Genomic DNA, 23,169 nt, shown 5'->3' with positions numbered 1-23,169 from the left:
GAGCTTGGAGAATGGCGTCATCGAGACGCGACCCATCCCTTCATCGGCGGATATTGGCGAACGATCGGCGGGGATCGGCGGTTGCAAAGCCTTTTTCCCATCACTGTCATGCCGCTACTAGCACTCGAGAACCTGCAGGTCTCCTACGGCGGCATCAAGGCCGTCAAGGGCATCGACGTCACCGTCGAGCAAGGCGAGCTGGTCTGCCTCATCGGCGCGAACGGCGCCGGCAAGACGACGACCTTGAAGGCCATCACCGGCCTGATCCATCCCGCCGGCGGACGCGTGGTCTACGGCGGCGAGGATATCTCCGGCCGAAAGACATTCGAGATCGCGCGCAAAGGGCTGGCGCTCGTGCCCGAAGGCCGGGGCGTCTTCCCGCAGCTCACGATCGAGGAGAACCTCCTCATGGGCGCGTACTCCCGCGACGACAAGCCGCAAGTCGCCGCGGACGTCGATCGCGTCTTCGGCCTCTTCGCCCGCCTGAAGGAACGCCGTGGGCAGACCGCCGGCACGCTCTCGGGCGGCGAGCAGCAGATGCTCGCGATCGGCCGCGCCATGATGAGCCGCCCCAAGCTGCTGCTGCTGGACGAGCCCTCGATGGGCCTGGCACCCCTCATGGTGGAGAAGATCTTCGAGGTGATCCGCGGCATCGCGGCCGAGGGCGTCACGATGCTTCTCGTGGAGCAGAACGCCCGCCTCGCGCTGGAGGCTAGCCACCGCGGCTACGTGCTGGAAGGCGGCCTCGTCACGCTCTCCGGCGAGGCCCGGTCCCTGCTGGGAAATCCGCAGGTCCGTCAGGCATACTTGGGGGAGTAGTTGCAGCTGTAACCCCACGAGTGATACGGCTCACACGAGCTGCGCCCGTACAGGACAACAATAACGAATGACCCTCACTGGCAGCCGGCGATCCGCCTTGCTGGGAGGCATTGCGATCGCGCTGCTGGGCACATTGGTTTTTCTTTTCGTGCGCACGGCCGGCTTCGATGCCCGCCGCGATTCGGATAGCGCCAACCTCCTGCGCGAGCTCCGCGCGCTCGACCTCCGCCTCGACGGCGATGCGGGTCGCCTCACCAACGACTATTCCGCCGCGCAGCCCCCCGCCATCGACCGCAGTGCGGTGATCGCACGCGTGCTGCGCGAGCTGGAGCAGCGCGCCGGTCCCGAGCTCTCCCAGAAGGTACCGGGGCTGCGCGAGGGCATGGACCAGAAGCTCGCCGCGCTGCGGGCCCTGCGCACCGAGCACGGCAACTCCGTGGCGGCCCTGCAGGTCGCGGAGGAAGCGATCTCCCGCCTCAGCACCGAAGCGGCGACGGCCCGGCGCAAGAATCCGTCGCTGGCGCAGGCCTCGTTCGCGATCGAGGCGCAAGCCGAGGCACTTCGCTTTCGCTTGAGGGATGCCGGCGTCGACACGCACTCCGAAGACGCACGCACCCTCGACCCCGTGTTGCTCAAGCTGCGTGCCGCCACCGCGCTTCCGGATGCCAGCGTCGTGTCGGCCGGTGCAGGTGCCGATGCCGCGGCGCGCTCCTTCGTCGCGGCCCTCGCTCGCGAAGCCGATGCCTCCCGCAAGGTCCTCTTCCATTCGATCGGCTCGCGCATCGAGCTCACCGCGAACCAGCTCTCGCGCACGGTGGACATGCAGCTGGACGACCAGCAGCGCTGGCGCACCTACCTCTTCTTCTACGCGGCCGCGCTCCTCGTGATCGTGGGCTACCTCGGAACGCGCGTGGTCGCCGGCCAGGCGCTGCTGCGCTCGGCCAACGAAGGGCTCGAGAAACGCGTCGGCGAGCGCACCAGCGAGCTCTCCACCGCGCTCGTGCGCCTGAAGGAATCCGAGGCGCAGCTCGTGCAGTCCGAGAAGATGTCCTCGCTGGGGCAGATGGTCGCGGGCGTCGCGCACGAGATCAACACGCCGCTCGCCTACGTGAAGAACAGCCTCTGGTCGGTGAGGAGCCGCATGCCCGACCTTCGCGACGCGCTCGCCCATGCCGAACGCCTCAAGGTCATCCTGCAGAGCGAGTCGCCGGATGCGAAGGACCTCGAGGAGACCTTCTCCGCCCTCACCGTGCGCCTCGGCCAGCTGAAGGCGCACCACGTGATGGAGGACCTGGATTCGCTCACCAAGGACGGCGTGCACGGCATCGAGCAGATCTCGGAGCTCGTCACCAACCTCAAGAATTTCTCGCGCGTCGACCGCAGCCGGGTCGCGAGCTTCAACGTGAACGAGGGCGTGCAGGCCACGCTGCTGATCGCGCGCGCGCAGCTTCGCAACGTCACCATCGACAAGCGCCTGGGGGAGATTCCCTCGATCACCTGCTCGCCCTCGCAGGTGAACCAGGTGCTGCTGAACCTCGTCACCAACGCGGCGCAGGCGCTGGACAAGCCCGGCGGGCGCATCACGGTGTCCACGCGCCGCGTCGATGCGGGCGCCATCGCCATCGACGTCGAGGACAACGGCCGCGGCATCGACCCCGCGATCCTGCCGAAGATCTTCGATCCCTTCTTCACCACGAAGGAGGTCGGCAAGGGCACGGGCCTCGGGCTTTCGATCGCCTACAAGATCGTGCAGCAGCACGGCGGCCACATCGACGTGCGCAGCGAAGTGGGCTCCGGCAGCACGTTCTGCGTCACGCTGCCGCTCGTGCCTCCCGCCGATCTCGAGAAGGCCGCGAACGACGAGAAGGCCGGCGCGTGAAGCTCCCGGGCCGCATCGGCCGCTACGACGTGCAGTCGGTGCTGGGCAAGGGCGCGGCGGGCACGGTCTATCGCGGCTTCGACAGCGGCATCAAGCGTGCGGTGGCCATCAAGGTCGTCGTGAAGGGCGAGCTCGATCCCTCCGACCAGGACTACGTGCTGCAGCGCTTCCGCCACGAAGCCCAGGCCGTGGGCCGCCTCATGCACCCGCGCATCGCGGCGATCTACGACTTCCTCGAAGACGACGAGATGGCGTGCATCGTGATGGAGCTGGTGGAGGGCCGGCCCCTCGACAAGCACCTGCATGAGGTCCCGCAGTACGGCTTCCGCGAGGCGTGGGAGATCCTTCGCCAGCTTCTCGACGGCCTGGCCTATTCGCATGCCCAGGGCGTGCTGCACCGCGACCTGAAGCCCGGCAACATCCTCGTGCACACCGACGGGCGCATCAAGATCACCGACTTCGGCGTCGCCCGCCTCGACAACTCCACGATCACGCAGCTGGGCGACATCGTCGGCACGCCGCACTACATGGCGCCCGAGCAGTTCAGCGGTGCGGACAGCTCCGAGCGTACCGACCTCTACCAGGTCGGCGTGATCGCCTACGAGCTCGTGACCGGCGCGCGCCCCTTCCTCGGGACGAACGCGGAGATCCTTCGCCTGGTGCTGAACGAGCGGCCGGCGAACCCGTCGCAGCACAATGCGCGCATCACCTGGGGCCTCGACTGGGCGATCCAGAAGTCCTTGTCGAAGGATCCGGCCGACCGCTTCCCGACCTGCAAGGCGCTCGCCGAGGCACTGCGCAAAGGCCTCGAGGAAAGCCTGGGCGGCGCGATGGCGACGACGCGTGCCGCGGCCAACACGCCGCTCGCGGCCCCCGTCGGAGGGGCGACCACGCTGCTCGACAAGGCGCGGCTCCTCGCGGGCGCCAAGGAAGCGGGCTTGCTCACCAACACCGTTTCCGGCGACCTCAAGGCCTCGACCTTCATCGCGCCCGGCGACCCGAAGAAGGCGCGCGTGCTCTTCGTGGACGACGAGGAGCGCATCCTCAACGCGCTGCGCACCGTCTTCCGCTCGCAGTACCACGTGTTCACCGCCGAGAACGGCACGCTCGCCCTCGAGTTCGTGAAGCGCTTCGGCATCCACGTCGTGGTGAGCGATCAACGCATGCCGGGCATGTCGGGCGTGGAGCTGCTGCGCCAGGTGCGCGAGGCCGCGCCCGCCACCGTGCGCATCCTGCTCACCGGCTACTCGGACCTCGCCGCCATCGTGGGCTCGATCAACGACGGCGAGGTCTTCCGCTTCGTGAAGAAGCCGTGGGACAACGCGGACCTGCAGAAGACGCTCGCCGACGGTGTCGCCATCGCGCTCGAGCTGGCCGCGGCCGCCACCGACAAGCCCGCCGTTCCCGAGAAGTTCGAAGGCTCCGTGCTGGTCATCGAGCCCGCCAACGAGGTGACCGACGGCCTGCGGCAGCTCTTCGCCGGCAGCGCGGGTGTGCACCACGTCGATTCCCCGATGGACGCCGTGAAGGTGATGGAGAACGAGCCGGTCGCGGTCATCGTCGCCGACCTCGCCTCCAGCCGCGAAGGTCTCTCCACGCTCTTCAAGCTGCTGAAGGTGGAGCGCCCGGAGATCCTCGCCATCCTCGTCTCCGACACGCCCGACTCCGAGCTCGCCATCGAGCTCATCAACGAGGCGCAGCTCTACCGCCTGCTCGCGAAGCCGATCGACGCACGGCAGCTCCGCGTGCACGTCGATGCAGCGCTTCGCCGCCACGCGCTCTACAAGCAGAGGCCGTCGCTCACGAAGCAGCACAAGGTCGAAGAAAACGGGTTGATCGAGACCTCGCTCTGGGGCGCCCGCCTCCTCGACCGCGTCCGCTCCCTCTCCGAGAAATAGGCAGGGGAATAAAGGAGAAATAATTAGGGTCAGACCCTTTATTCCGCCAGCGTCGGCCTCGAGGCCGACGACGGAAAAAAGGGTCTGACCCTAATTATTTCTTCAGCCAGGCTTCGAGGTCGGCCGCGGGCATGGGCCGGGCGAAGCGGTATCCCTGGGCCATGTCGCAGCCGAAGCGCTGGAGGTTCGCCAGCTCGTGGTCGGTCTCGACGCCTTCCGCGACGACCACCAAGCCGAGGTTGTGGCCCAGCTCGATCGTGGAGCGCACGATGGCGGCGTTGCGGTCGTCGACCTCCATCCCCGCCACGAATGCGCGGTCGATCTTGAGCTCGTTCACCGGCAGCTGCTTGATGTAGGCGAGCGACGAGTAGCCGGTGCCGTAGTCGTCGATCGAGGTCGCCACGCCCAGGTCGCGGATGCGCCGCAGCGTCGCCTGCGCGCTCGAAGGATCCTCCATGAGGCCGCTCTCCGTGATCTCGAGGCACATCAGCGATGCGGGCACTTCCTCGACGCGCAGTGCGTTCGCCAGCGTTTCCACCAATGACTCTCCGGTACGAAGGTCGCGCGCGGAGACATTCGCCGACACGCGAAGCTGCAGCCCCTGCCGGTGCCACACCGCGCACTGGTGGACGGCTCGGCGCAGCACCCAATGCGTGATGGCGCCGATGGATCCCGTCTGCTCGGCGAAGGGCACGAACTCGCCGGGCGGGATGAAGCCGCGCACCGGATGGTCCCACCGCACCAGGGCCTCGACCGCGCCGACCTTCATCGTCGCGAGCGTCATCTTCGGCTGGTAGTGGAGGACCAGCTCGTCGTGCTCGACGGCGTGGCGAAGCTCCCCCAGCAGCGTGAGGTGCTCGCGGCGGCGCTCGTCGTGGCCCGGATCGTAGATCGCATACCCGCCCTTGTTGCGCTTGGCGACGTACATGGCGACGTCGGCGGCTCGCAGCAGTGCCGCAGGGTCCGAGCCATGCTGCGGGAACGTCGCGATGCCGATGCTCGCACCCAGGTCCATCGATTGGCCGTCCACGACGAGGCGCTGCTCGAGCGCCTTGAGGATCTTGATCGCGACCTGCGGCGCTCTCTCGGCGTCGCCCGTGGCGAGCAGCACCGCGAACTCATCGCCGCCCAGGCGCGAGACCACGTCCGACTCGCGCAACGCCGCGCGCACGCGCAGCCCCACTTCGCGCAGCACCTGGTCGCCCACGGGATGTCCCAGCGTGTCGTTGATCGCCTTGAAGCGGTCGAGGTCGAGCAGCATCACGGTGAGCGGCTCCTCGATGCGCTTGGCGGTCAGCACCGCCTGCTCGAGCTGCACGTTGAACATCGCGCGGTTGGGCAGCGCCGTGAGGCCATCCTCGTAGGCCAGGCGCAGGATCTCGCGCTCCCGGCTCTTGATGCCGTCCAGCATGTGGTTGAAGCCCACCGCGAGCTCGCCGATCTCGTCCTTGTGCTCGACCTCCACGGGACGGGAGTAGTCGCCCTGCTGGATGCGCTTGGCCCCGTCGGCCAGGCGCTGCATGGGCCCGGTGATGCCGCGCGCGATCACGAGGCTGCCGAGGGCCAGCGTGACGAGCGACGCGATGGCGAGGCCGACGAAGATGTTGTCGATGCGCCGGAAAGGCAGCAGCCCCTCGGCGAGCGGGCGCTGGAGCACCGCCACGATCGGCACGCCCGTCGCGGTGCGAAGGTCGCTCTCGCGCGTCTCGTAGGGCACACCCGCGACCTCGAGCTCGCGCGTGAGCCCGGCGAAGCCTTCGGCGGGCAGCGCCGCGGCGAGCGCAGCGCGCGCTTCAGTCCCGAGCGTCGAGGCATACAACCGCCATGGCGCCTGATGCGCCGTCCGCCCGACGAACGAGACCTCCAGGCCCGTGAGACCCTTCATCTCGCGCGCGAACTCGTCGTTTACTTCGAACGCCAGGCCGACCCACGCGATGGCATCCGGCGCCAGCACCGGTACGACGACGAGCTGGTAGGGACGCTCGCCCTGCACCACGATCGCCGTGGCCTTGCCTTCGTTCACGGCCTCTTCGATGAGGCTTCCGAACGGGAACGGTCTGCCGGTGCGCGCACGATCCTGCGTATCCGCGCGCACGACACGGTCGAGCGAGATCAGCATCATCGCGCTCGCGCCCAGGCGCGCCCCGTGGTTGCGCAGCACCGAAGTCACGGTGTCCGCGTCGCCCGTCGCGATGGCCTGCCGGAACGCGAAGTCCGCCGAGAGGATGGCGGCACCCTGCTCGAGGCGTGCCTGGTTCTGCGCCAGCAGCCGCTGGAACACGCGCTCGCCCTGCAGGAGCGCGGCGTCGATCGTCTCGCGTGCGACCTGCCCATTGGCGCGCGTCACCAGCACCGCGGCGATTCCCTGCACCAGGACCAGCAGGACCAGGAAGAGGATGGCGATGCGCGCGCGAAGGCTGCGGACGGCCATCAGTACTTGAGGCGATCGAGCGGAGGCTTGAAGCGCGGCTTGCGGGGTACCACGTCGATCACATACGCGGCTTCGTGGCGGCCCTGCGCATCGAGGGTCACGGTGGCGGGCTCCACGGCCGCACGCTGCCCCGGGTGCCACACGCGAAGCTCGTAGGCCCCCGCGGGAAGCTCGCGCAGCCGTGCCGCCCCGTGCTCGTCGGTGCGCGCGAAGTGCGGCGTCGAGACCACCAGGATGTAGGCGATCATCCAGTCGTGGATGTTGCAGCCGAGGGTGACGAGGCCGGGCCGGTCGAAGCGCACCTCGCCGGGCGGACGACCCGTGTAGAGCTTGATCTCGAACGGCTTGGCGGGCGAGAACGAATAGACGTGGTGCTGGATGGGATCGCGGTTGGGGAAGGCGACCTGCGTGCCCGTCTGGATCACGCTAACATACGGCACGAATTCGCGATCGACCTGCTGCACGTCGACCGTTTTCGCGGCGCGCGCTTCGACGGGGCCGCTTGCAGGCGTGGCATAGACCACCGCATCGGCCAGGGGCTTGCCGGACGCATCCCGGACCAGCGCCTCGATGGCGGCAGCTTCCACGGAAAGCGCCGTGAGCAGCGCGAGCGCCGCGCAAGCAGGGAGGAGGACCGCAGGTCTGGATCCCATGGGCGCACCTATTCTAGAGCTTCTCGTTGCCTTCGCATCGGTCTCCGGCCTGGCCGAGGAGCCCGCGCCCGGCCCCATGGACGCGCTCCAGGGCGGCCGCGCCATCGTGGAGCTGCGGCCCCGCTACAACCGCATCGAGGAAAGCGACAAGCCGCTCACCAGCGAGGGCTTCACCTACCGGGCCATTTTCGGATGGGCGAGCGCTCCCTGGCAGGACCTTCGCCTCACCGCCGAGCTCATCAACACCGGGCACATCGGACCCAAGAAGTACAACGACGACGGCGCCCTGATCCGCACGTCGCCTTATCCCCTGCTGCCGGATCCCGATTCGACCGACGTGAACCGCGCCTTCATCGACTACACCGGCATCGCATCGACGCGCCTGCGGGCGGGCCGCCAGCTCGTGCGCATGGACAACCAGCGCTGGGTGAGCGACAACGACTTCCGCAACACGCCACAGCTCTTCGACGGCGTGGCGGGGACCAACACCTCGATCGCCAACGTCGAGCTGCACGCGAGTTATTACTGGCGGCAGCGCACCACCAACGGCACGTCCGCGCCGCTGAACCTCACGCTGCTGCACGCGGCGTGGAATCCCGCGCCGGAGCACGCCCTCGGGGCCTACGCCTACTTCCATGACCAGGCCGTGAATGGTGCCTTCACCGGCTTCGCCGACAACTCGTACCGCGTGACAGGCGTTCGCGCGGAAGGCGCGTTCCGCGGCGTCGTGCCCTTCGACGTCGTGTACACCGCCGAAGCGGCCGCACAACGCCCCTACTCCGGCGGCGACTCGCGCATCGACGCGAACTACTGGCGCCTCGGCGGCGGGGCGAGCGCGGACGCCTGGACGATCCGCTACGACTACGAAGTAAAGGGCAGCAACGACGGCGTGTACGGATTGCAGATGCCGCTCACCGACTTCTACGGCTTCAACGGCTGGACGCTGCATTTCTTCAACACGCCGCCGCGGGGCCTGCGCGACCAGTGGCTCACGGGCCGCTTCCGGGCCGGGGCCTTCACGCTCTACGGCGAGACGCACCGCTTCAAGTCCGACTTCGGCTCGCTCGACTACGGCAAGGAAGACGACGTGGGCCTCACGTGGCAGGCGATGGACGGGCTGGCGCTTCGGCTGCAGCACGCGCGCTACCGGCCGGGAACTGCGCAGCCGCCGCAGCCTCGAATCACCAAGACCTGGGCCACCCTCACGTACACTTACTGACGATGCCGCTCTCGAAAACCGACCTCGAAGACCTGCAGCGCGCCAAGGGGCTGCTGGAGAATCCCGGCCTCGCCGCGAAGCTCACGGGCATGCTGGGCGCGCCGCTGGAAAAGGGCATGAAGCTGCTGCCCTCCTCGATGCAGAAAGCGGTGCACAAGGCCACGACGGCGGCACTGAACAAGGCCCTCGATACGGCCGTGAGGTCCATGGGAAGCCAGACGCATGGACCCGCCCGCGATCGCATGCACACGCTGGCCGCGGCTGCGTCGGGAGCGGTGGGTGGGGCGTTCGGCATCAGCGCCCTCGCCATCGAGCTGCCTATTTCCACCACCGTGATGCTCCGTTCGATCGCCGCGATCGCCGCCTCCGAGGGCGAGAATCCGCACCACATCGAGACGAAGGTCGCCTGTATCGAGGTCTTCGCCCTGGGCAGCACCAAGGACAGGCGTGACGACGCGGCCGAGTCGGGCTACTTCGCGGCACGGAGTGCGCTCGCCACGGCGGTGTCCGAAGCCACCAAGTACCTGGCGCAGAAGGGGCTGTCGAAATCCGGCGCGCCTGCGCTGATCCGGTTGGTAGCGCTGATCAGCTCGCGCTTCGGGATCGTGGTGTCCGAGAAGGCGGCCGCGCAGGCCATTCCGATTCTCGGCGCCGCGGGCGGAGCGATGATCAACACCATCTTCATCGGCCACTACCAGGACATGGCGCGCGGCCATTTCATCGTCCGCCGCCTGGAGAAGATCCACGGCGCGGAGCCGGTGCGCATCGCCTACAACAAACTCTAGGGAGAGAAACCGCAATGGCTGCTGCTTACGTGCTCGCCGAGATCGAGATCACCAACGCCGAGGGCTACAAGGATTACACCGCGGTCGTGCCCGCCACCATCGCGCAATACGGCGGCAAGTTCCTCCACCGCGGCGGCGGGGTGCATGTGCTGGAAGGCGATTGGCCGCAACGCCGGCGCGTGATCCTCGAGTTCCCCTCGAAGGAGCGCGCGCTCGAGTGGTACAACTCGCCGGAGTATGAGAAGCCGCTCGCGCTTCGCCAGGCCAATTCCAATGGCCGGCTGCTCCTCTTGGAAGGCGTTTAGAACCCTTCGGAACCCCTTGAACCACGGAGGCACGGAGACACGGAGGGCCACGGAGGAATGCTTGTGCGATCGTGAGGGATGCGAGCGGAGGTGAGTCGCGATCGCTTGAATCGATTTCCCTACAAGATTTTCCCGTGGCCCTCCGTGTCTCCGTGCCTCCGTGGTTCAAGGGGTTCCGAAGGGTTGTCTCTAAACCCAATCCCTTCCGACCAGGAAGTCCGAGTAGAGACGAGCCTCGGGTGAGCCGGGCTCCGGCACCCAGTTGTAGCGCCACGAGACGTTGGGCGGCATCGACATCAGGATCGACTCGGTGCGCCCGCCCGACTGCAGGCCGAAGAGCGTGCCGCGGTCCCACACCAGGTTGAACTCCACGTAGCGGCCGCGGCGATAGGCCTGGAAGGCGCGCTCGCGTTCGCCGTAGGGCGTGGCGACGCGCCTGGCGAGGATCGGGCCGTAGGCGGGAAGGAATGCGTTGCCCGTCGCGCGCATCACGTCGAAGGCGTGATCGAAGCCGCCGAGCGTGAAGTCGTCGAAGAACGTGCCGCCGATGCCGCGCGGCTCGCGGCGATGCTTGAGGAAGAAGTACGCGTCGCACGCCTTCTTGAAGCGCGGGTAGAGCGCCGGATCGTGGGGGTTCAACGCGTCGCGCAACGTGGCGTGGAAGTGGACGCAGTCTTCCTCGAAGCCGTAGTAGGGCGTGAGGTCCATGCCGCCGCCGAACCACCACACGTCGCCGGCGACGAAGCAGCGCACGTTCATGTGCACCGTCGGCGCGTAGGGATTGCGTGGGTGGAACACGAGCGAGACGCCGAGCGCCTCCCAGGGACGGCCGGCGATCTCGGGCCGGTGCACTGAGGCCGATGGTGGAAGGCTGGCGCCCTTCACATGCGAGAAGCCGACCCCCGCGCGCTCGAGTACGTCGCCGCCCTCGAGGATGCAGGTGAGGCCGCCGCCGCCTTCGGGCCGCTGCCATTCGTCGCGTGCGAAAGCACCGCCGTCGCGTTGCGACATCTCGGCGACGATCGATTGCTGCAGGCCCAGCAGGTAGTCCTTGACCGCGTTCACGTCCATGGCGCGCAGTCTATCAAGCCGTGGCGGGCTCGCCCTTGAAAAGCGCCTCGACCTCGTGCGCCCATTCGACGTGGTGGTCGGCCGCCGCGCGGCGCGACGCGATCTGCCCTGGCCAGAGCTCGGCCATGACGCCCGACACGAACACGGTGCGAAGCCCCACGGCCCTGGCACCCGCGAGCTCGTCGGAGCCACCGTCGCCCACGAACACGCACTCGCTCGCGGGAAGGCCCAATGCCTCGAGGCACTTGTGGAAGATCTCCGGCTCGGGCTTCACGCAGCCCACGTCGCACGAGAAGATCTCGACGTCGAAGCACCCGCGAAGCGCGCTGCTGCCGTAGTCCGCGATGTCGAAGGCGTCGGCATTGCTGAGCAGTGCGACCTTGTACCCCAGGCCGCGCAACGACCGGAGCATCGCCACGTTCTCGGCGGGAATGTTCCGGAAGCAGTCGGCGAAGCGCACCGTGCGGCGCGCGAGCACGTCACGCACCTTGGCATCGGGAATCGTCGGATCGACCTCGGTCACCAGGCGGCTGAAGATGGTGTACGGATCGCGCTCCTCGCCCACCAGGCGCCAGCGCGACGACTCCAGGAGCACGCGGTCCCATGCGACGCGGTCCACGCCCAGCATGTCGTACGTGGCCGGGCATGCGGACCACTGCGACTCGCGCGCGGTCAGCGTATGGAAGAGATCGAAGATGACACCGCGGATCGCCGGTGCGCTCATCGCAGCGTGTACCACCCCGCGTCGACGAGGATGCGCATCGCGTCGGCCGGCGTGCGCTGGCGGGAGAGGTCGATCGCGAAGAAACTGACACCCAGCGAATCGGAGAGGCCGTCGACGTACACCGCGACGGTCTTCTCGAAATTCGACGCCGAGACCGACGTGCGATCGACCACGGTCAGCTTCGCGGCCTTGTTTTCCGCAAGGACGACGAGCTCGATGGGCCCGGAAGACTCCGGTCGCGCCGACAGCAGCTTGTAGCGCACGCCCTCGGGGTTCTCCTCGTCCGTGGTCCAGGTCGAGAACCAGTACCGGTGCGGAAACCGGTGGACGTAATCGATGTCGATCGGTTCGTTCATGGCCTAGCGCCGGTTGAACGCGCGGTGGCCGATATCGCGGCGCATCTGCTGGCCGTCGAAGCGGATCTTCTCGGCGACCTGGTAGGCGCGATCGGCGGCGATCTTCACCTTGTCGCCCAGCGCGGTGACGCAGAGCACGCGACCGCCGTGGGTGACGACTTTTCCATTCTTCACGGCCGTCCCCGCATGGAAGACGTGGAAGTCCTCCTCGTCCTTCGGCAGGCCGGTGATCTCGTCGCCCTTCTTCGGCGCTTCGGGGTACCCCGCCGCGGCGAGGACCACGCCGAGCGCGGCGCGGCGATCCCATTCCGCCTCGACGTCACCCAGCGTTCCGTCGATCGCGTGGTCGACGATCTCGAGGAAGTCGCTCTTCAGGCGCATGAAGATGGGTTGCGTCTCGGGGTCGCCCATGCGGCAGTTGAATTCCACCACGCGCGGCGCTCCGTCCTTGCCGACCATGAGGCCCGCGTAGAGGAAGCCCGTGTACGGAATGCCATCGGCGGCCATGCCCTTCACGGTGGGCATGATGATCTCGCGCATCGTGCGGTTGTGGACTTCGGGCGTGACGACCGGCGCGGGCGAGTACGCGCCCATGCCGCCGGTGTTCGGGCCCTTGTCGCCGTCGAAGATGCGCTTGTGGTCCTGGCTCGAGGCGAAGGGCAGCACGTTCTTGCCGTCCACCATGACGATGAAGCTCGCCTCCTCGCCGTCCATGAATTCCTCGACGACGACGCGATGGCCGGCGTCACCGAGCTTGTTGCCGGCCAGCATCATGTCGATGGCGTCGTGCGCTTCCTTGAGGTCCATCGCGACGACGACGCCCTTGCCCGCGGCGAGGCCGTCGGCCTTGATCACGATCGGCGCGCCGTTCGCGTCGATGTACGCGTGCGCCGCCTTGGCATCGGTGAAGGTCTCGTACTTCGAGGTCGGGATCTTGTGGCGCGCCATGAAGCGCTTGGCGAAGTCCTTGGACGACTCCAGCTGCGCGCCCGCCTTCGTGGGGCCGAAGATGCGCAGGCCCGCTTCGCGGAAAGCATCGACGACACCCGCGGCGAGCGGTCCCTCGGGGCCGACGACCGTGGTCTCGATGCCTTCCTTCTTCGCGAAGGCCACGAGCTCGGGAATGCCGGTGATGTCGACGTTGAAGAGGCCGTCCTCGCGCGCGGTGCCGGCGTTGCCGGGCGCCAGGTAGACGCGCGAGACCTTGGGGGATTGCGCCAAGCGCCACGCCATTGCGTGTTCCCGACCGCCGGACCCGATGACCAGTAGCTTCATTGCTTCCCGACGCTCCCCATTTCGTCTCCCCCGCGCGAAAATAAATGGGGTCAGACTCCAATTAAGTTAATTCGGATGCGGAACACCGCATCGGAGGAATTAACTTAATTGGAGTCTGACCCCATTTATTTTCGCGGGAATGACGGATCTAGTGACGGAAGTGACGCATCCCCGTGATCACCATCGCCATGCCGTGCTCGTCGGCCGCGGCGATCACTTCCTTGTCGCGCATGCTTCCGCCCGGCTGGATCACGGCCTTCGCACCCGCGGCGGCGATGACGTCGAGGCCGTCGCGGAACGGGAAGAACGCGTCCGACGCGGCGACCGAGCCCTTCAGCGAAAGCCCGTTGTTCTTCGCCTTGATGGAAGCGATGCGCGTGGAGTCGACGCGGCTCATCTGCCCGGCGCCCACGCCCAGCGTCATGCCGCCGGAGCAGAAGACGATCGCGTTGGACTTCACGAACTTGGCGACGCGGAAGGCGAAGATGAGGTCGTTCATCTCCTGCTTCGACGGGTCGCGCTTGGAGACGATGCGGAGCTCGGAGACGTCGAAGTCATCCGCGGTCTGGACGAGCAAGCCGCCGCCCACGCGCTTCATCTCGACCTTGTTCAGGTTCTTGGCGACCTCGATCGAAAGCACGCGAACGTTCTTCTTGGCCGCGAACACTTCCAGCGCGGCCGCATCGTAGGACGGCGCGAGCACCACTTCGGCGAATTGCTTCGAGATGGCTTCGGCCGTGGTGCCGTCGACTTCGCGGTTGAACGCGATGATGCCGCCGAACGCCGATGTCGGGTCGGTGAGGAAGGCGCGCTGGTAGGCCTGCGCCGAGGATTCCGCGACCGCGACGCCGCAGGGGTTCGCGTGCTTCACGATCACGCACGCAGGCACGTCGAACGTGCGGACACATTCCCACGCAGCATCCGAGTCCGCGATGTTGTTGTACGAGAGCTCCTTGCCCTGCAGCTGCTTGAAAGAAGCCAGCGTGCCCTTGGGCGGATCGCGTTCGACGTAGAACGCCGCCTTCTGGTGCGGGTTCTCGCCGTAGCGCAGCTCCTGCGCGAGCTTCATCGAGACGTTGAAGCGGTCCGGGAAGTCGCGGGCCGTACCCTTGTCATCGCGCGCCGTGAGCCAGTTGCTGATCATCCCGTCGTACTCGGCGGTATGGCTGAAGGCCTTGGCCGCGAACGCGTAGCGGTCGGCCATCTCCAGCGCGCCGCCATTCGCCTTCATCGACTTGATGATCCCCGCGTAGTCGGCGGGATCGGTCACCACCGTGACGAACGCATGGTTCTTCGCCGCCGCGCGCACCATCGCCGGGCCGCCGATGTCGATGTTCTCGATGGCGTCTTCCATCGAGACGCCCTTCTTCGCGACGGTCTGCGCGAAGGGATAGAGGTTCACGACGACGAGGTCGATGGGCGGGATGTCGTGCTTCGACATCGCGTCCGTGTGTTCCGGGAGATCGCGCCGCGCGAGGATGCCGCCGTGCACCTTGGGGTGCAGCGTCTTCACGCGGCCGTCCATCATCTCGGGGAAGCCGGTGTAGTCGCCGACCTCGGTCACCACGACGCCGTTCAGCTGCAGGAGCTTCGCGGTGCCGCCGGTGGAGAGGATCTGCACGCCGTGGGTGAGGAGGGTCTTCGCGAGCTCGACGATGCCCGACTTGTCCGAAACGCTGAGCAGTGCCCGCCGGATCTTCACAGCGGACATGTCATTCGATCCCGTGTTCCTGGAGCTTCTTGCGCAGCGTGTTGCGGTTGATGCCGAGGAGCTCGGCGGCTTTCGTCTGGTTGCCCTGCGCGTGGTTCATCACCACCTCCAGCATGGGCTTCTCCACGCACGCCAGCACCATCGCGTACACGTCGACCGTCTTCTCGCCGTCCAGGTCCTTGAAGTACTGCTTCATGACCTTGCGCACGGTGGAGGAAAGCTCGTTCTCGCGGCCGGATGAATCGGCCCGGGCGTCGGAGCGCTTGTTTTGGTGGGTTCTAGGCTGCAAGGGCGACCTCGTCTTCGTATTCCAGGCGCGGCGAGGCTTCCAGCTGCTCGCCGAAGAATTGCTTGATCGCGGCGATCTGCTCCTCCGCGGACTCCATCGTGTTCATGCTCGAGCGGAAGACCGCGGAGTTCCGCAGGCCCTTCGTGTACCACGCGATGTGCTTGCGGGCCACGCGGGAGCCGCGTTCGATCCCGTAGAACTCGTAGAGATCATGAATGTGCTCGAGACAGACGTCGCGGATCTCGGTCACCTCGGGAGGTGCCAGCTTCTCGCCCGTCTTCAGGTAATGCTCGATCTCGCGGAAGATCCACGGACGGCCCTGGGCGGCGCGGCCGATCATCACGGCATCCGCTCCGGTGTACTCCAGCACGAACTTCGCCTTCTCCGGCGTGGTGATGTCGCCGTTGGCGACCACGGGGATCTTCACCGACTGCTTCACGGCGCGGATGGTGTCGTACTCCGCGTCGCCGGTGTACATGCAGGCGCGCGTGCGGCCGTGCATGGCGAGCGACTGGATGCCGTGCTCCTCCGCGATGCGCGCGATGATGAGCGCGTTGCGGTTGTCCTTGCTCCAGCCGGTGCGGATCTTGAGGGTGACGGGGACGTTGACGGCTCTCACCACCGCATCCACGATGCGCGCGACCAGCGGCTCGTCCTTCAGGAGCGCGGAGCCCGCGGCCACGTTGCAGATCTTCTTGGCCGGGCAGCCCATGTTGATGTCGATGATGTGGGCGCCCTTGTCCACGTTGTACCGGGCGGCCTCGGCCATCATCTCCGGATCGCTGCCGGCGATCTGGATCACCTTCGGCTCCACCTCGCCGTCGTGGTTGCCGCGGCGGATGGTCTTCTCCGAGCCCCACAGCAGGGAGTTCGACGCCACCATCTCGGACACGGCCATGCCCGCGCCGAGCTTCTTGCAAAGCTGGCGGAAAGGCCTGTCGGTCACGCCGGCCATGGGCGCGACGATGAGATTGTTCTTGAGCTGGTGGGGGCCGATTTTCACGGGAACGACGCTGTGTGTTTTCCACGCCGTGCATCGCGCGGAAGGGGTGCCTATTTTATACGCAGCGGGGGGTGCGACAAAGTGATTTTTCGCACACGGCCGTTGACGCTTCCGCTTGCAAATGAAAAATGTCAACCGAGGGCGCCCTCGCCTATAGTGGTCGTACAAACAGGACTCCCGGAGGAGCCAAAGATGATCCGACTGCGACTACGTATCGCATCGATCGCCGCTGCCTGCATGTTCGCCACCGCGGCGGGCGCCCAGGCACCGATACGACTCGGTGTTTCCGCCACCCTGACCGGACCCAACGCCGTCAACGGCGTGAGCACGGTGAACGGGCTCAACCTCGCGCTCGAGCACCTGAACGCCGCCGGTGGCGTGGACGGCAAGCCCGTCGCCCTCGACGTGAAGGACGACAAGGGAACGCCGGCGGATGCGCAGGCCGTGTTCGACCAGCTCATCAAGGCCAACGTCCTGATGATCTTCGGGCCGACCCTCACGCCGCAGGCCGAGCAGGCCTGGGTGTTCTCGGACGGGGCCAAGGTCGTCGCCTTCGGGACCAGCCTCACGTCCTCGCACCTCACGAAGATCGGCACCTACACGTTCCGCAACGCCGTGACCGAGGACATCATGACGCCGCAGTCGATCCGCGCCGCGGCGGCCAAGCTGGGCGTGAAGCGCGTCGCCGCGATCTTCCAGGACGACGACAACTTCGCCCAGAACGCCTTCTTCGCCGCCGGTCCGGAGATCCTGAAGAGCAAGGCCACGCTGGTGGCCCGCGAGCCCTTCCTCGCGGGGACGAAGGATTTCCCCGCCCGCATCACGCGCATCAAGGCCAAGACGCCCGACGTCCTCTACGTCTCGACCCGCGCCAACGACGCCGCGGCGATCATGATCGAGGCGAAGAAGCAGGGGCTGGACATCCCCATCATCGGCAACAACAACTTCGTCTCCCAGACGATCTACGACACGGCGAAGGACGCGGCGAACAACGTCGTGTTCACGATCCCGTGGTCGCTGGACTTCGACTCGCCCAGGAACCTCGCCTTCATCGCGGCCTACGAGGCGAAGTACAAGGTGAAGCCCAACCACTTCGCCGCGCTCGCCTACGACGCGCTCTTCATCGTGGCCGAGGGGCTGAAGAAGACGAGCCTCACCGGCAACGTCGCCGCCGACCGCACGGCCTTCCGCGACGCGCTGGCGAAGGTGAGCTACGAGGGTGCCACGGGCAAGATGAAGTTCGTGCGCAACGGCAGCAACGGCTACGACGCCGACAAGGACGTCTTCACGCACATCTATCGCAACAAGAAGTTCGAGTACTGGAAGACCGGATTCTTTGGCGGCTTCTAGCGGCTACGGCGTGCCGTAGCCTCCGCCGCCGGGCGTTTCGATGACGAAGATGTCGCCGATCTCCATCTCGGTCTCGTCGGCGAAGGAAAGCTCGGTGCGCGATCCGTCGGAGCGCTCGACCCAATTGGCGCCGACCGCGCCGGGCTTGCCACCCGCCATGCCGTAGGGAGGAATCCGCCGGTGGCCGGCCAGGATCGCCGCCGTCATCTTCTCGAGGAAGCGCACGCGCCGCGTAGCGCCATTGCCCCCATGCCATTTCCCGCCGCCGCCGCTGCCCTGGCGGATGGTGTGCTCGTCGATCCGCACCGGGAAGCGCCACTCCAGCACCTCGGGATCGGTGAGGCGTGAGTTGGTCATGTGCGTCTGCACGGTGTCGGTTCCGTTGAACCCGGGCCCCGCGCCCGTTCCGCCCGAGACGGTCTCGTAGTACTGGTAGCGGTCGTTGCCGAACGTGAAGTTGTTCATCGTCCCGCAGGAGGCGCCCATCGCGCCGAGCGCCCCGTAGAGCGTGTCGGTGATGCACTGCGAGGTCTCGACGTTGCCGGCGACCGTGGCCGCGGGCGGGCTCGGGTTCAACATCGAGCCCTCGGGGATGATCACCTTCAGCGGCTTCAGGCACCCGGCATTCAGCGGAATCTCGTCGTCCACGAGCGTGCGGAAGACGTAGAGCACGGCGGCGTACACCACCGCGGCCGGCGCGTTGAAGTTGCTCTCGAGCTGGGCGCTGGTGCCGGTGAAGTCGATCGTGGCGCTGCGGCGGTCGGTGCCGATGGAGATCTTCACGCGGATCATCGCGCCGTTGTCCATCTCGTACTCGTACGATCCGTCCTTCAGCACGCCGATCACGCGGCGAACGCTCTCCTCGGCGTTGTCCTGCACGTGCTTCATGTACGCCTTCACGACCTCCAGGCCGAAGTGGCCGACCATCCGGCGCAGCTCCTGCACGCCCTTCTCGTTGGCGGCGATCTGCGCTCGAAGGTCCGCGATGTTCTGGTCGGGATTGCGCGCGGGATACGTCGCCGCCTTCAGGCGCTCGCGCATCGCCTTCTCGAGCATGCGCCCGCCCTCGACCAGCTTCACGTTGTCGAGGAGCACGCCTTCCTCCTCGACCGTGTGCGAGAACGGCGGCATGGAGCCCGGCGTGATGCCGCCGATGTCGGCGTGGTGGCCGCGAGACCCGACGTAGAAAAGGATCCCGGCGTTCTTGTCGTCGAACACGGGCGTGATCACCGTGACGTCGGGCAGGTGCGTGCCGCCGTTGTACGGGTCGTTCAGCACGTACACGTCGCCGGGCTTCATCGTTCCCGCGTTCTTGCGGATCACGGTCTTGATCGATTCACCCATCGAGCCCAGGTGCACCGGCATGTGCGGAGCGTTGGCGATCAGGTTGCCCTCGGCGTCGAAGAGCGCGCAGGAGAAATCGAGGCGCTCCTTGATGTTGACGGAATAGGCCGTCTGCGCGAGACGCACGCCCATCTGCTCCGCGATCGACATGAAGAGGTTGTTGAACACCTCCAGCATCACCGGGTCGGCCTGCGTTCCGGCGGCGTAGCGCGCCTGCCGCGGCACCACGCGCTCCAGCACCATGTGGTCGAGCGGCGTCACGCGCGCCTCCCAGCCCGGCTCGACGATCGTGGTGGCGTTCTTCTCGGCGATGATCGCGGGCCCGGCGATCTTCTGGCCGACGGCGAGCTGGTCGCGGTCGTAGATCGGCGTGCGGTGCGAGGCCGCCTGCGTGGTCATCTCGGCGTGGCCCAGGGGTTGGGCGAGCGGGCGGGCGGCGAGCCCGGCGGCGGTCTGCTCCTCGGGCGCATCGGCCTGGCCCACCGCCTCGACCGAGACCGCCTCGATCACCAGCGAGCGGTCCGGCATGAGGAAGCTGAAGCGCGCGCCGTATTGCTTCTCGAATTCCGCGCGCATCTGCGCCGGCGGGCCGAGCGGCACCGGGAGCGCCGTATCCGTGCCGTCGTACTTGAGGTGGACGCGCTTGTGGATCTCGCCCACGGCCGCACCCTGCGCGGCCAGCTCCTCGGTGCACTGCATCGCGAGCTTGGCGCCGAGGAATTCCACGGTCGTGAGCGCTTCGTCGCCGAGCTTGCCTTCGACGGCCTCTTCGCGAAGCGCGCGCACCTGGGCCAGCCCCATGCCGTACGCGGAGAGGACGCCCGCGAGCGGATGGATGAAGACGCGCTTCATGCCGAGCTCGTCGGCCACCAGGCACGCATGCTGCCCGCCCGCGCCGCCGAAGCAGGCGAGCGTGTACTCGGTGACGTCGTGGCCGCGCTGCACGGAGATGAACTTGATCGCGTTGGCCATGTTCGCCACGGCGATCGCGATGTAGCCCTCGGCGAGCTGCTCGGGGGTCTGCTTCTTTCCGGTCGCCTTCTCGATCTCGGCGGCGATCGCGGTGAACTTCTCCCGCACCACGTCCGCATCGAGCGCTTCGTTCGCCTTCGGCCCGAATACCTTCGGGAAGTACGCCGGCTGGATCTTGCCCAGCATCACGTTGCAGTCGGTGACGGCGAGCGGGCCGCCGCGCCGGTAGCAAGCGGGGCCGGGGTTGGCGCCCGCGGAATCCGGGCCCACGCGCTGGCGCTGGCCGTCGAAATGCAGGATCGATCCGCCGCCGGCCGCGATGGTGTGGATCGACATCATCGGCGCCCGCATGCGCACGCCCGCGACCAGCGTCTCGAACTCGCGCTCGAGCGCTCCGGCGTAGTGCGAGACGTCCGTGGACGTGCCGCCCATGTCGAAGCCGATGACCTTGCCGAAGCCCGCGAGCTCCGACGTGCGCACCATGCCGACGATCCCGCCCGCGGGTCCGGAGAGGATGGAATCCTTCCCCTGGAAGCGATGCGCGTCGGTGAGGCCGCCGTTGGACTGCATGAACATCACGCGGGCACCCGGAAGGTCGCCCGAGACCTGGTCCACGTAGCGCCGCAGGATCGGCGAGAGGTACGCGTCGACCACCGTCGTGTCCCCGCGCGAGACGATCTTCATGAGCGGACTCACCTGGTGCGACACCGACACCTGGCGGAAGCCCGCCTCCCACGCCAGCTCCGCTACGCGCGCCTCGTGCTTCGGATAGCGGTAGCCGTGCATGAAGACGATGGCGATGGAGCGGAAGCCTTCGGCGTGCGCGGCCTTCAGCTCGCGCCAGGCCTCGCCCTCGTCCAGCGCCTCCACCCTGTCGCCCTGCGCGCTCATGCGCTCGGGCACCTCGACGACTTTCTTGTAGAGCAGCTCCGGCAGCCGGATGTGGCGCTCGAAGATCTTCGGCCGGTTCTGGTAAGCGATACGCAACTGGTCGCGGAAGCCCTTCGTGATGAAGAGCACCGTCGGCTCGCCCTTGCGCTCGAGGAGCGCGTTGGTGGCGACGGTGGTGCCCATCTTCACCGCCTCGATCTTCTCGACCGGCACCGGATCGCCCGGCTTCACGCCGAGCAGGTGGCGGATGGCGGCGACGGCCGCGTCACGGTACTGCTCGGGGTTCTCGGAGAGGAGCTTGTGGGTGACGAGGGAGCCGTCGGGCTTGCGGCCGACGACGTCCGTGAAGGTGCCGCCACGGTCGATCCAGAACTGCCATTTGGTCGCTTCGCTCATAACCCGGATTGAACCACGGAGAACACGGAGAACACGGAGGAAAAGCAAAGGCAATCTGAATGGATCGCGAAGGGCCCAATGTCGCCGCCACGAATCATCCTGCTTTGGCTTTTCCTCCGTGTTCTCCGTGTTCTCCGTGGTTCATATGCTTTTCTTTAGTCGTTAAAGAGAAGACGCAGCGCGAGCGGCTTGGTCATACAGTCCCGACATGAAACGCAGGAAGGAAGCAACGTCCGCCAGCTTGTCGTTGTCCGAGCCGTCGGGGTTCAGGCTCGCCACCAGGCACGCCTCCCGCACTTCCCGATACTTGTCGATCAGCGCCTGCCCGCGAGCCGTGGTGGCGAAGAGGACCTCCTTGCCGTTCCGCTCGCTCTTCACGAAGCCGGCCGCGGCGAGCTTCTTCAGCGAGTAGCTGACGACGTGGGTATCCTCGACGTTCAGCACGAAGCAGATGTCGGCGAGCTTCTTGTTGCGGGCGCGGTGGTTCACGTGATGGAGGACCAGGACGTCCATGGGCGTCATGTCCTTCATGCCCGCGGCGGCCATGCAGCGCACGATCCAGCGATGGAACGCGTGGCCGCACATGATCATCCCGTACTCGAATTCCGAGACCTCGGCCCCGCGCCCCACGGCGAGGTGGGCGGAGGAGACGATGCGCGGCGGGACGATCGGTTTCGTTTTCATGGCACTTTGCCGACAAATTATCAGTATTTCGTTGACATGCGCAAGTCGGCGATGCTAGAAAGACCGTGGATCCCCGCCCCCCGATAGATTCATTCGGGGGCAGGCTCCGCGGGAATGACGATCACCAACGGGAGAACACCATCATGAAGCGCCTGCACGCCCTCGCCGCCGCCTTTGCGATCGCGGCCGCCCTGCCCGCCGCCGCACAGACCAAATGGGACATGCCCACGCCGTACGGCCCGGCGAACCTTCATACCGTCAACATCAACCAGTTCGCGGCCGACATCGACAAGGCCACGGCCGGCAAGCTGAAGATCACGGTGCACGCCAACGCCTCGCTCTTCAAGGCCAACGAGATCAAGCGCGCCGTGCAGAGCGGCCAGGCGCAGATCGGCGAGATCCTCATCTCCGGCTACTCCAACGAGGACCCGATCTTCGGCCTCGATTCCGTCCCCTTCCTCGCCACCAGCTATGCGGACGCGATGAAGCTCTGGCAGGTCTCGCGCAAGGTGACCGAGGACCGCTTCGCCAAGCAGGGCCTGAAGATCCTCTACTCGGTGGCCTGGCCGCCGCAGGGCATCTACACCAACAAGCCGATCGCCTCGGTGGCCGACATGAAGGGCCTCAAGATGCGCGCCTACAACCCGGCCACGGCGAAGATCGCCGAGCTGGTCGGTGCGCAGCCGGTCACCGTTCAAGCAGCCGAGCTCGCGCAGGCCATGACCACGGGTGTGGTGAACGCCAACATCACGTCCGGCGCCACCGGTGTCGACACGAAGGCCTGGGAGAGCGTGAAGTACTACTACGACACGCAGGCGTGGCTCCCGAAGAACATCGTGTTCGTGAGCCAGGAAGCGTTCGACAAGCTCGACAAGCCCACGCAGGCCGCCGTGCTGAAGGCGGCGGCGGATGCGGAGGCTCGCGGCTGGAAGGACAGCGAGGAAAAAGCCAAGGGCTACCTGGAGACGCTCGCCAAGAACGGCATGACGGTGGCACCCCCTTCGCCGCAGCTGCGCGCGGACCTGAAGAAGATCGGCGACACCATGACCGCGGACTGGGTCAAGGCCGCGGGGCCCGACGGGCAGGCGGTCGTCGACGCGTTCAAGAAGTAGGT

The 23,169-nt window shown here is 66.9% G+C and carries 19 protein-coding genes; 8 read left to right on the top strand and 11 right to left on the bottom strand.

Going from position 1 to position 23,169, the window contains the following annotated elements; genetic code table 11:
• Nucleotides 1–108: 108 nt before the first annotated feature.
• The 3 genes from DSM104443_RS00975 to DSM104443_RS00965 all read left to right on the top strand — a co-directional run bounded on the left by DSM104443_RS00975 (nt 109) and on the right by DSM104443_RS00965 (nt 4,596).
• Nucleotides 109–819, top strand: a complete 711-nt coding sequence (locus DSM104443_RS00975; RefSeq protein ID WP_171088854.1) for an ABC transporter ATP-binding protein — start codon at nt 109–111, stop codon at nt 817–819.
• 67 nt (nt 820–886) lie between these two features.
• The gene (locus DSM104443_RS00970; protein WP_171088853.1) at nt 887–2,698 is read left to right on the top strand and encodes a sensor histidine kinase; all 1,812 of its coding nucleotides are present in this window, start codon (nt 887–889) and stop codon (nt 2,696–2,698) included.
• Nucleotides 2,695–4,596, top strand: coding sequence for a protein kinase domain-containing protein (locus DSM104443_RS00965; RefSeq protein WP_171088852.1), 1,902 nt, complete (start codon nt 2,695–2,697; stop codon nt 4,594–4,596). Before DSM104443_RS00970 ends, DSM104443_RS00965 begins: the two co-directional genes overlap by 4 nt.
• Before the next feature lie 94 nt (nt 4,597–4,690).
• On the opposite strand, the gene DSM104443_RS00960 is transcribed toward DSM104443_RS00965, so the two are convergent.
• Nucleotides 4,691–7,027, bottom strand: coding sequence for a putative bifunctional diguanylate cyclase/phosphodiesterase (locus DSM104443_RS00960; protein ID WP_171088851.1), 2,337 nt, complete (start codon nt 7,025–7,027; stop codon nt 4,691–4,693).
• Nucleotides 7,027–7,680, bottom strand: a complete 654-nt coding sequence (locus DSM104443_RS00955) for a methylamine utilization protein (protein WP_171088850.1) — start codon at nt 7,678–7,680, stop codon at nt 7,027–7,029. Before DSM104443_RS00955 ends, DSM104443_RS00960 begins: the two co-directional genes overlap by 1 nt.
• On the opposite strand from DSM104443_RS00955, the gene DSM104443_RS00950 reads away from it, so the two are divergent.
• The 3 genes from DSM104443_RS00950 to DSM104443_RS00940 are packed head-to-tail and all read left to right on the top strand — an operon-like array spanning nt 7,679 to nt 9,989.
• Entirely contained in the window at nt 7,679–8,899 is a 1,221-nt protein-coding gene (locus DSM104443_RS00950) for an alginate export family protein (RefSeq protein WP_171088849.1), read from the top strand. The two genes, DSM104443_RS00955 and DSM104443_RS00950, sit on opposite strands and share 2 nt — an antisense overlap.
• A gap of 2 nt (nt 8,900–8,901) precedes the next feature.
• Nucleotides 8,902–9,684, top strand: coding sequence for an EcsC family protein (locus DSM104443_RS00945; protein WP_171088848.1), 783 nt, complete (start codon nt 8,902–8,904; stop codon nt 9,682–9,684).
• 14 nt (nt 9,685–9,698) lie between these two features.
• Complete coding sequence (locus DSM104443_RS00940) at nt 9,699–9,989, top strand: DUF1330 domain-containing protein (protein ID WP_171088847.1); 291 nt, start codon at nt 9,699–9,701, stop codon at nt 9,987–9,989.
• Nucleotides 9,990–10,178: 189 nt separating this feature from the next.
• Here DSM104443_RS00940 and hemF read toward each other — a convergent pair whose 3' ends face one another.
• The 7 genes from hemF to dusB form a co-directional block, all read right to left on the bottom strand.
• Nucleotides 10,179–11,060, bottom strand: coding sequence for an oxygen-dependent coproporphyrinogen oxidase (gene hemF, locus DSM104443_RS00935; RefSeq protein WP_171088846.1), 882 nt, complete (start codon nt 11,058–11,060; stop codon nt 10,179–10,181).
• Nucleotides 11,061–11,073: 13 nt separating this feature from the next.
• On the bottom strand, nt 11,074–11,784 hold the full coding sequence (locus tag DSM104443_RS00930; protein WP_171088845.1) for an HAD family hydrolase: 711 nt from the start codon (nt 11,782–11,784) through the stop codon (nt 11,074–11,076).
• On the bottom strand, nt 11,781–12,140 hold the full coding sequence (locus DSM104443_RS00925) for a hypothetical protein (RefSeq protein ID WP_171088844.1): 360 nt from the start codon (nt 12,138–12,140) through the stop codon (nt 11,781–11,783). Before DSM104443_RS00925 ends, DSM104443_RS00930 begins: the two co-directional genes overlap by 4 nt.
• A 3-nt stretch (nt 12,141–12,143) precedes the next feature.
• Nucleotides 12,144–13,415, bottom strand: a complete 1,272-nt coding sequence (gene purD / locus DSM104443_RS00920) for a phosphoribosylamine--glycine ligase (protein ID WP_171088843.1) — start codon at nt 13,413–13,415, stop codon at nt 12,144–12,146.
• 148 nt (nt 13,416–13,563) lie between these two features.
• Nucleotides 13,564–15,126, bottom strand: coding sequence for a bifunctional phosphoribosylaminoimidazolecarboxamide formyltransferase/IMP cyclohydrolase (gene purH / locus DSM104443_RS00915; protein ID WP_171088842.1), 1,563 nt, complete (start codon nt 15,124–15,126; stop codon nt 13,564–13,566).
• A 1-nt stretch (nt 15,127) separates the two neighbouring features.
• On the bottom strand, nt 15,128–15,415 hold the full coding sequence (gene fis / locus DSM104443_RS00910) for a DNA-binding transcriptional regulator Fis (RefSeq protein WP_171088841.1): 288 nt from the start codon (nt 15,413–15,415) through the stop codon (nt 15,128–15,130).
• Nucleotides 15,405–16,418 (bottom strand): tRNA dihydrouridine synthase DusB, encoded by a 1,014-nt coding sequence (dusB, locus tag DSM104443_RS00905; RefSeq protein WP_171088840.1) that lies wholly within the window; start codon nt 16,416–16,418, stop codon nt 15,405–15,407. Before dusB ends, fis begins: the two co-directional genes overlap by 11 nt.
• Nucleotides 16,419–16,610: 192 nt before the next feature.
• Between dusB and DSM104443_RS00900 the strand changes: the two genes are divergently transcribed.
• Nucleotides 16,611–17,768: an ABC transporter substrate-binding protein gene (locus tag DSM104443_RS00900; protein ID WP_171088839.1), complete on the top strand. Its 1,158-nt coding sequence runs from the start codon at nt 16,611–16,613 to the stop codon at nt 17,766–17,768.
• A gap of 3 nt (nt 17,769–17,771) precedes the next feature.
• Here DSM104443_RS00900 and DSM104443_RS00895 read toward each other — a convergent pair whose 3' ends face one another.
• Nucleotides 17,772–21,371, bottom strand: a complete 3,600-nt coding sequence (locus tag DSM104443_RS00895) for a hydantoinase B/oxoprolinase family protein (RefSeq protein WP_171088838.1) — start codon at nt 21,369–21,371, stop codon at nt 17,772–17,774.
• Nucleotides 21,372–21,533: 162 nt separating this feature from the next.
• Nucleotides 21,534–22,055: a winged helix DNA-binding protein gene (locus DSM104443_RS00890; protein ID WP_171088837.1), complete on the bottom strand. Its 522-nt coding sequence runs from the start codon at nt 22,053–22,055 to the stop codon at nt 21,534–21,536.
• Nucleotides 22,056–22,198: 143 nt separating this feature from the next.
• On the opposite strand from DSM104443_RS00890, the gene DSM104443_RS00885 reads away from it, so the two are divergent.
• Entirely contained in the window at nt 22,199–23,167 is a 969-nt protein-coding gene (locus DSM104443_RS00885) for a TRAP transporter substrate-binding protein (RefSeq protein ID WP_171088836.1), read from the top strand.
• Nucleotides 23,168–23,169 lie beyond the last annotated feature (2 nt).

Origin of the sequence: Usitatibacter rugosus (assembly GCF_013003965.1) — a bacterium.
GTDB lineage: Bacteria > Pseudomonadota > Gammaproteobacteria > Burkholderiales > Usitatibacteraceae > Usitatibacter > Usitatibacter rugosus.
The sequence above is the reverse complement of the archived record's forward strand: the minus strand, read 5'-3'. Positions and strand labels throughout refer to the sequence as shown.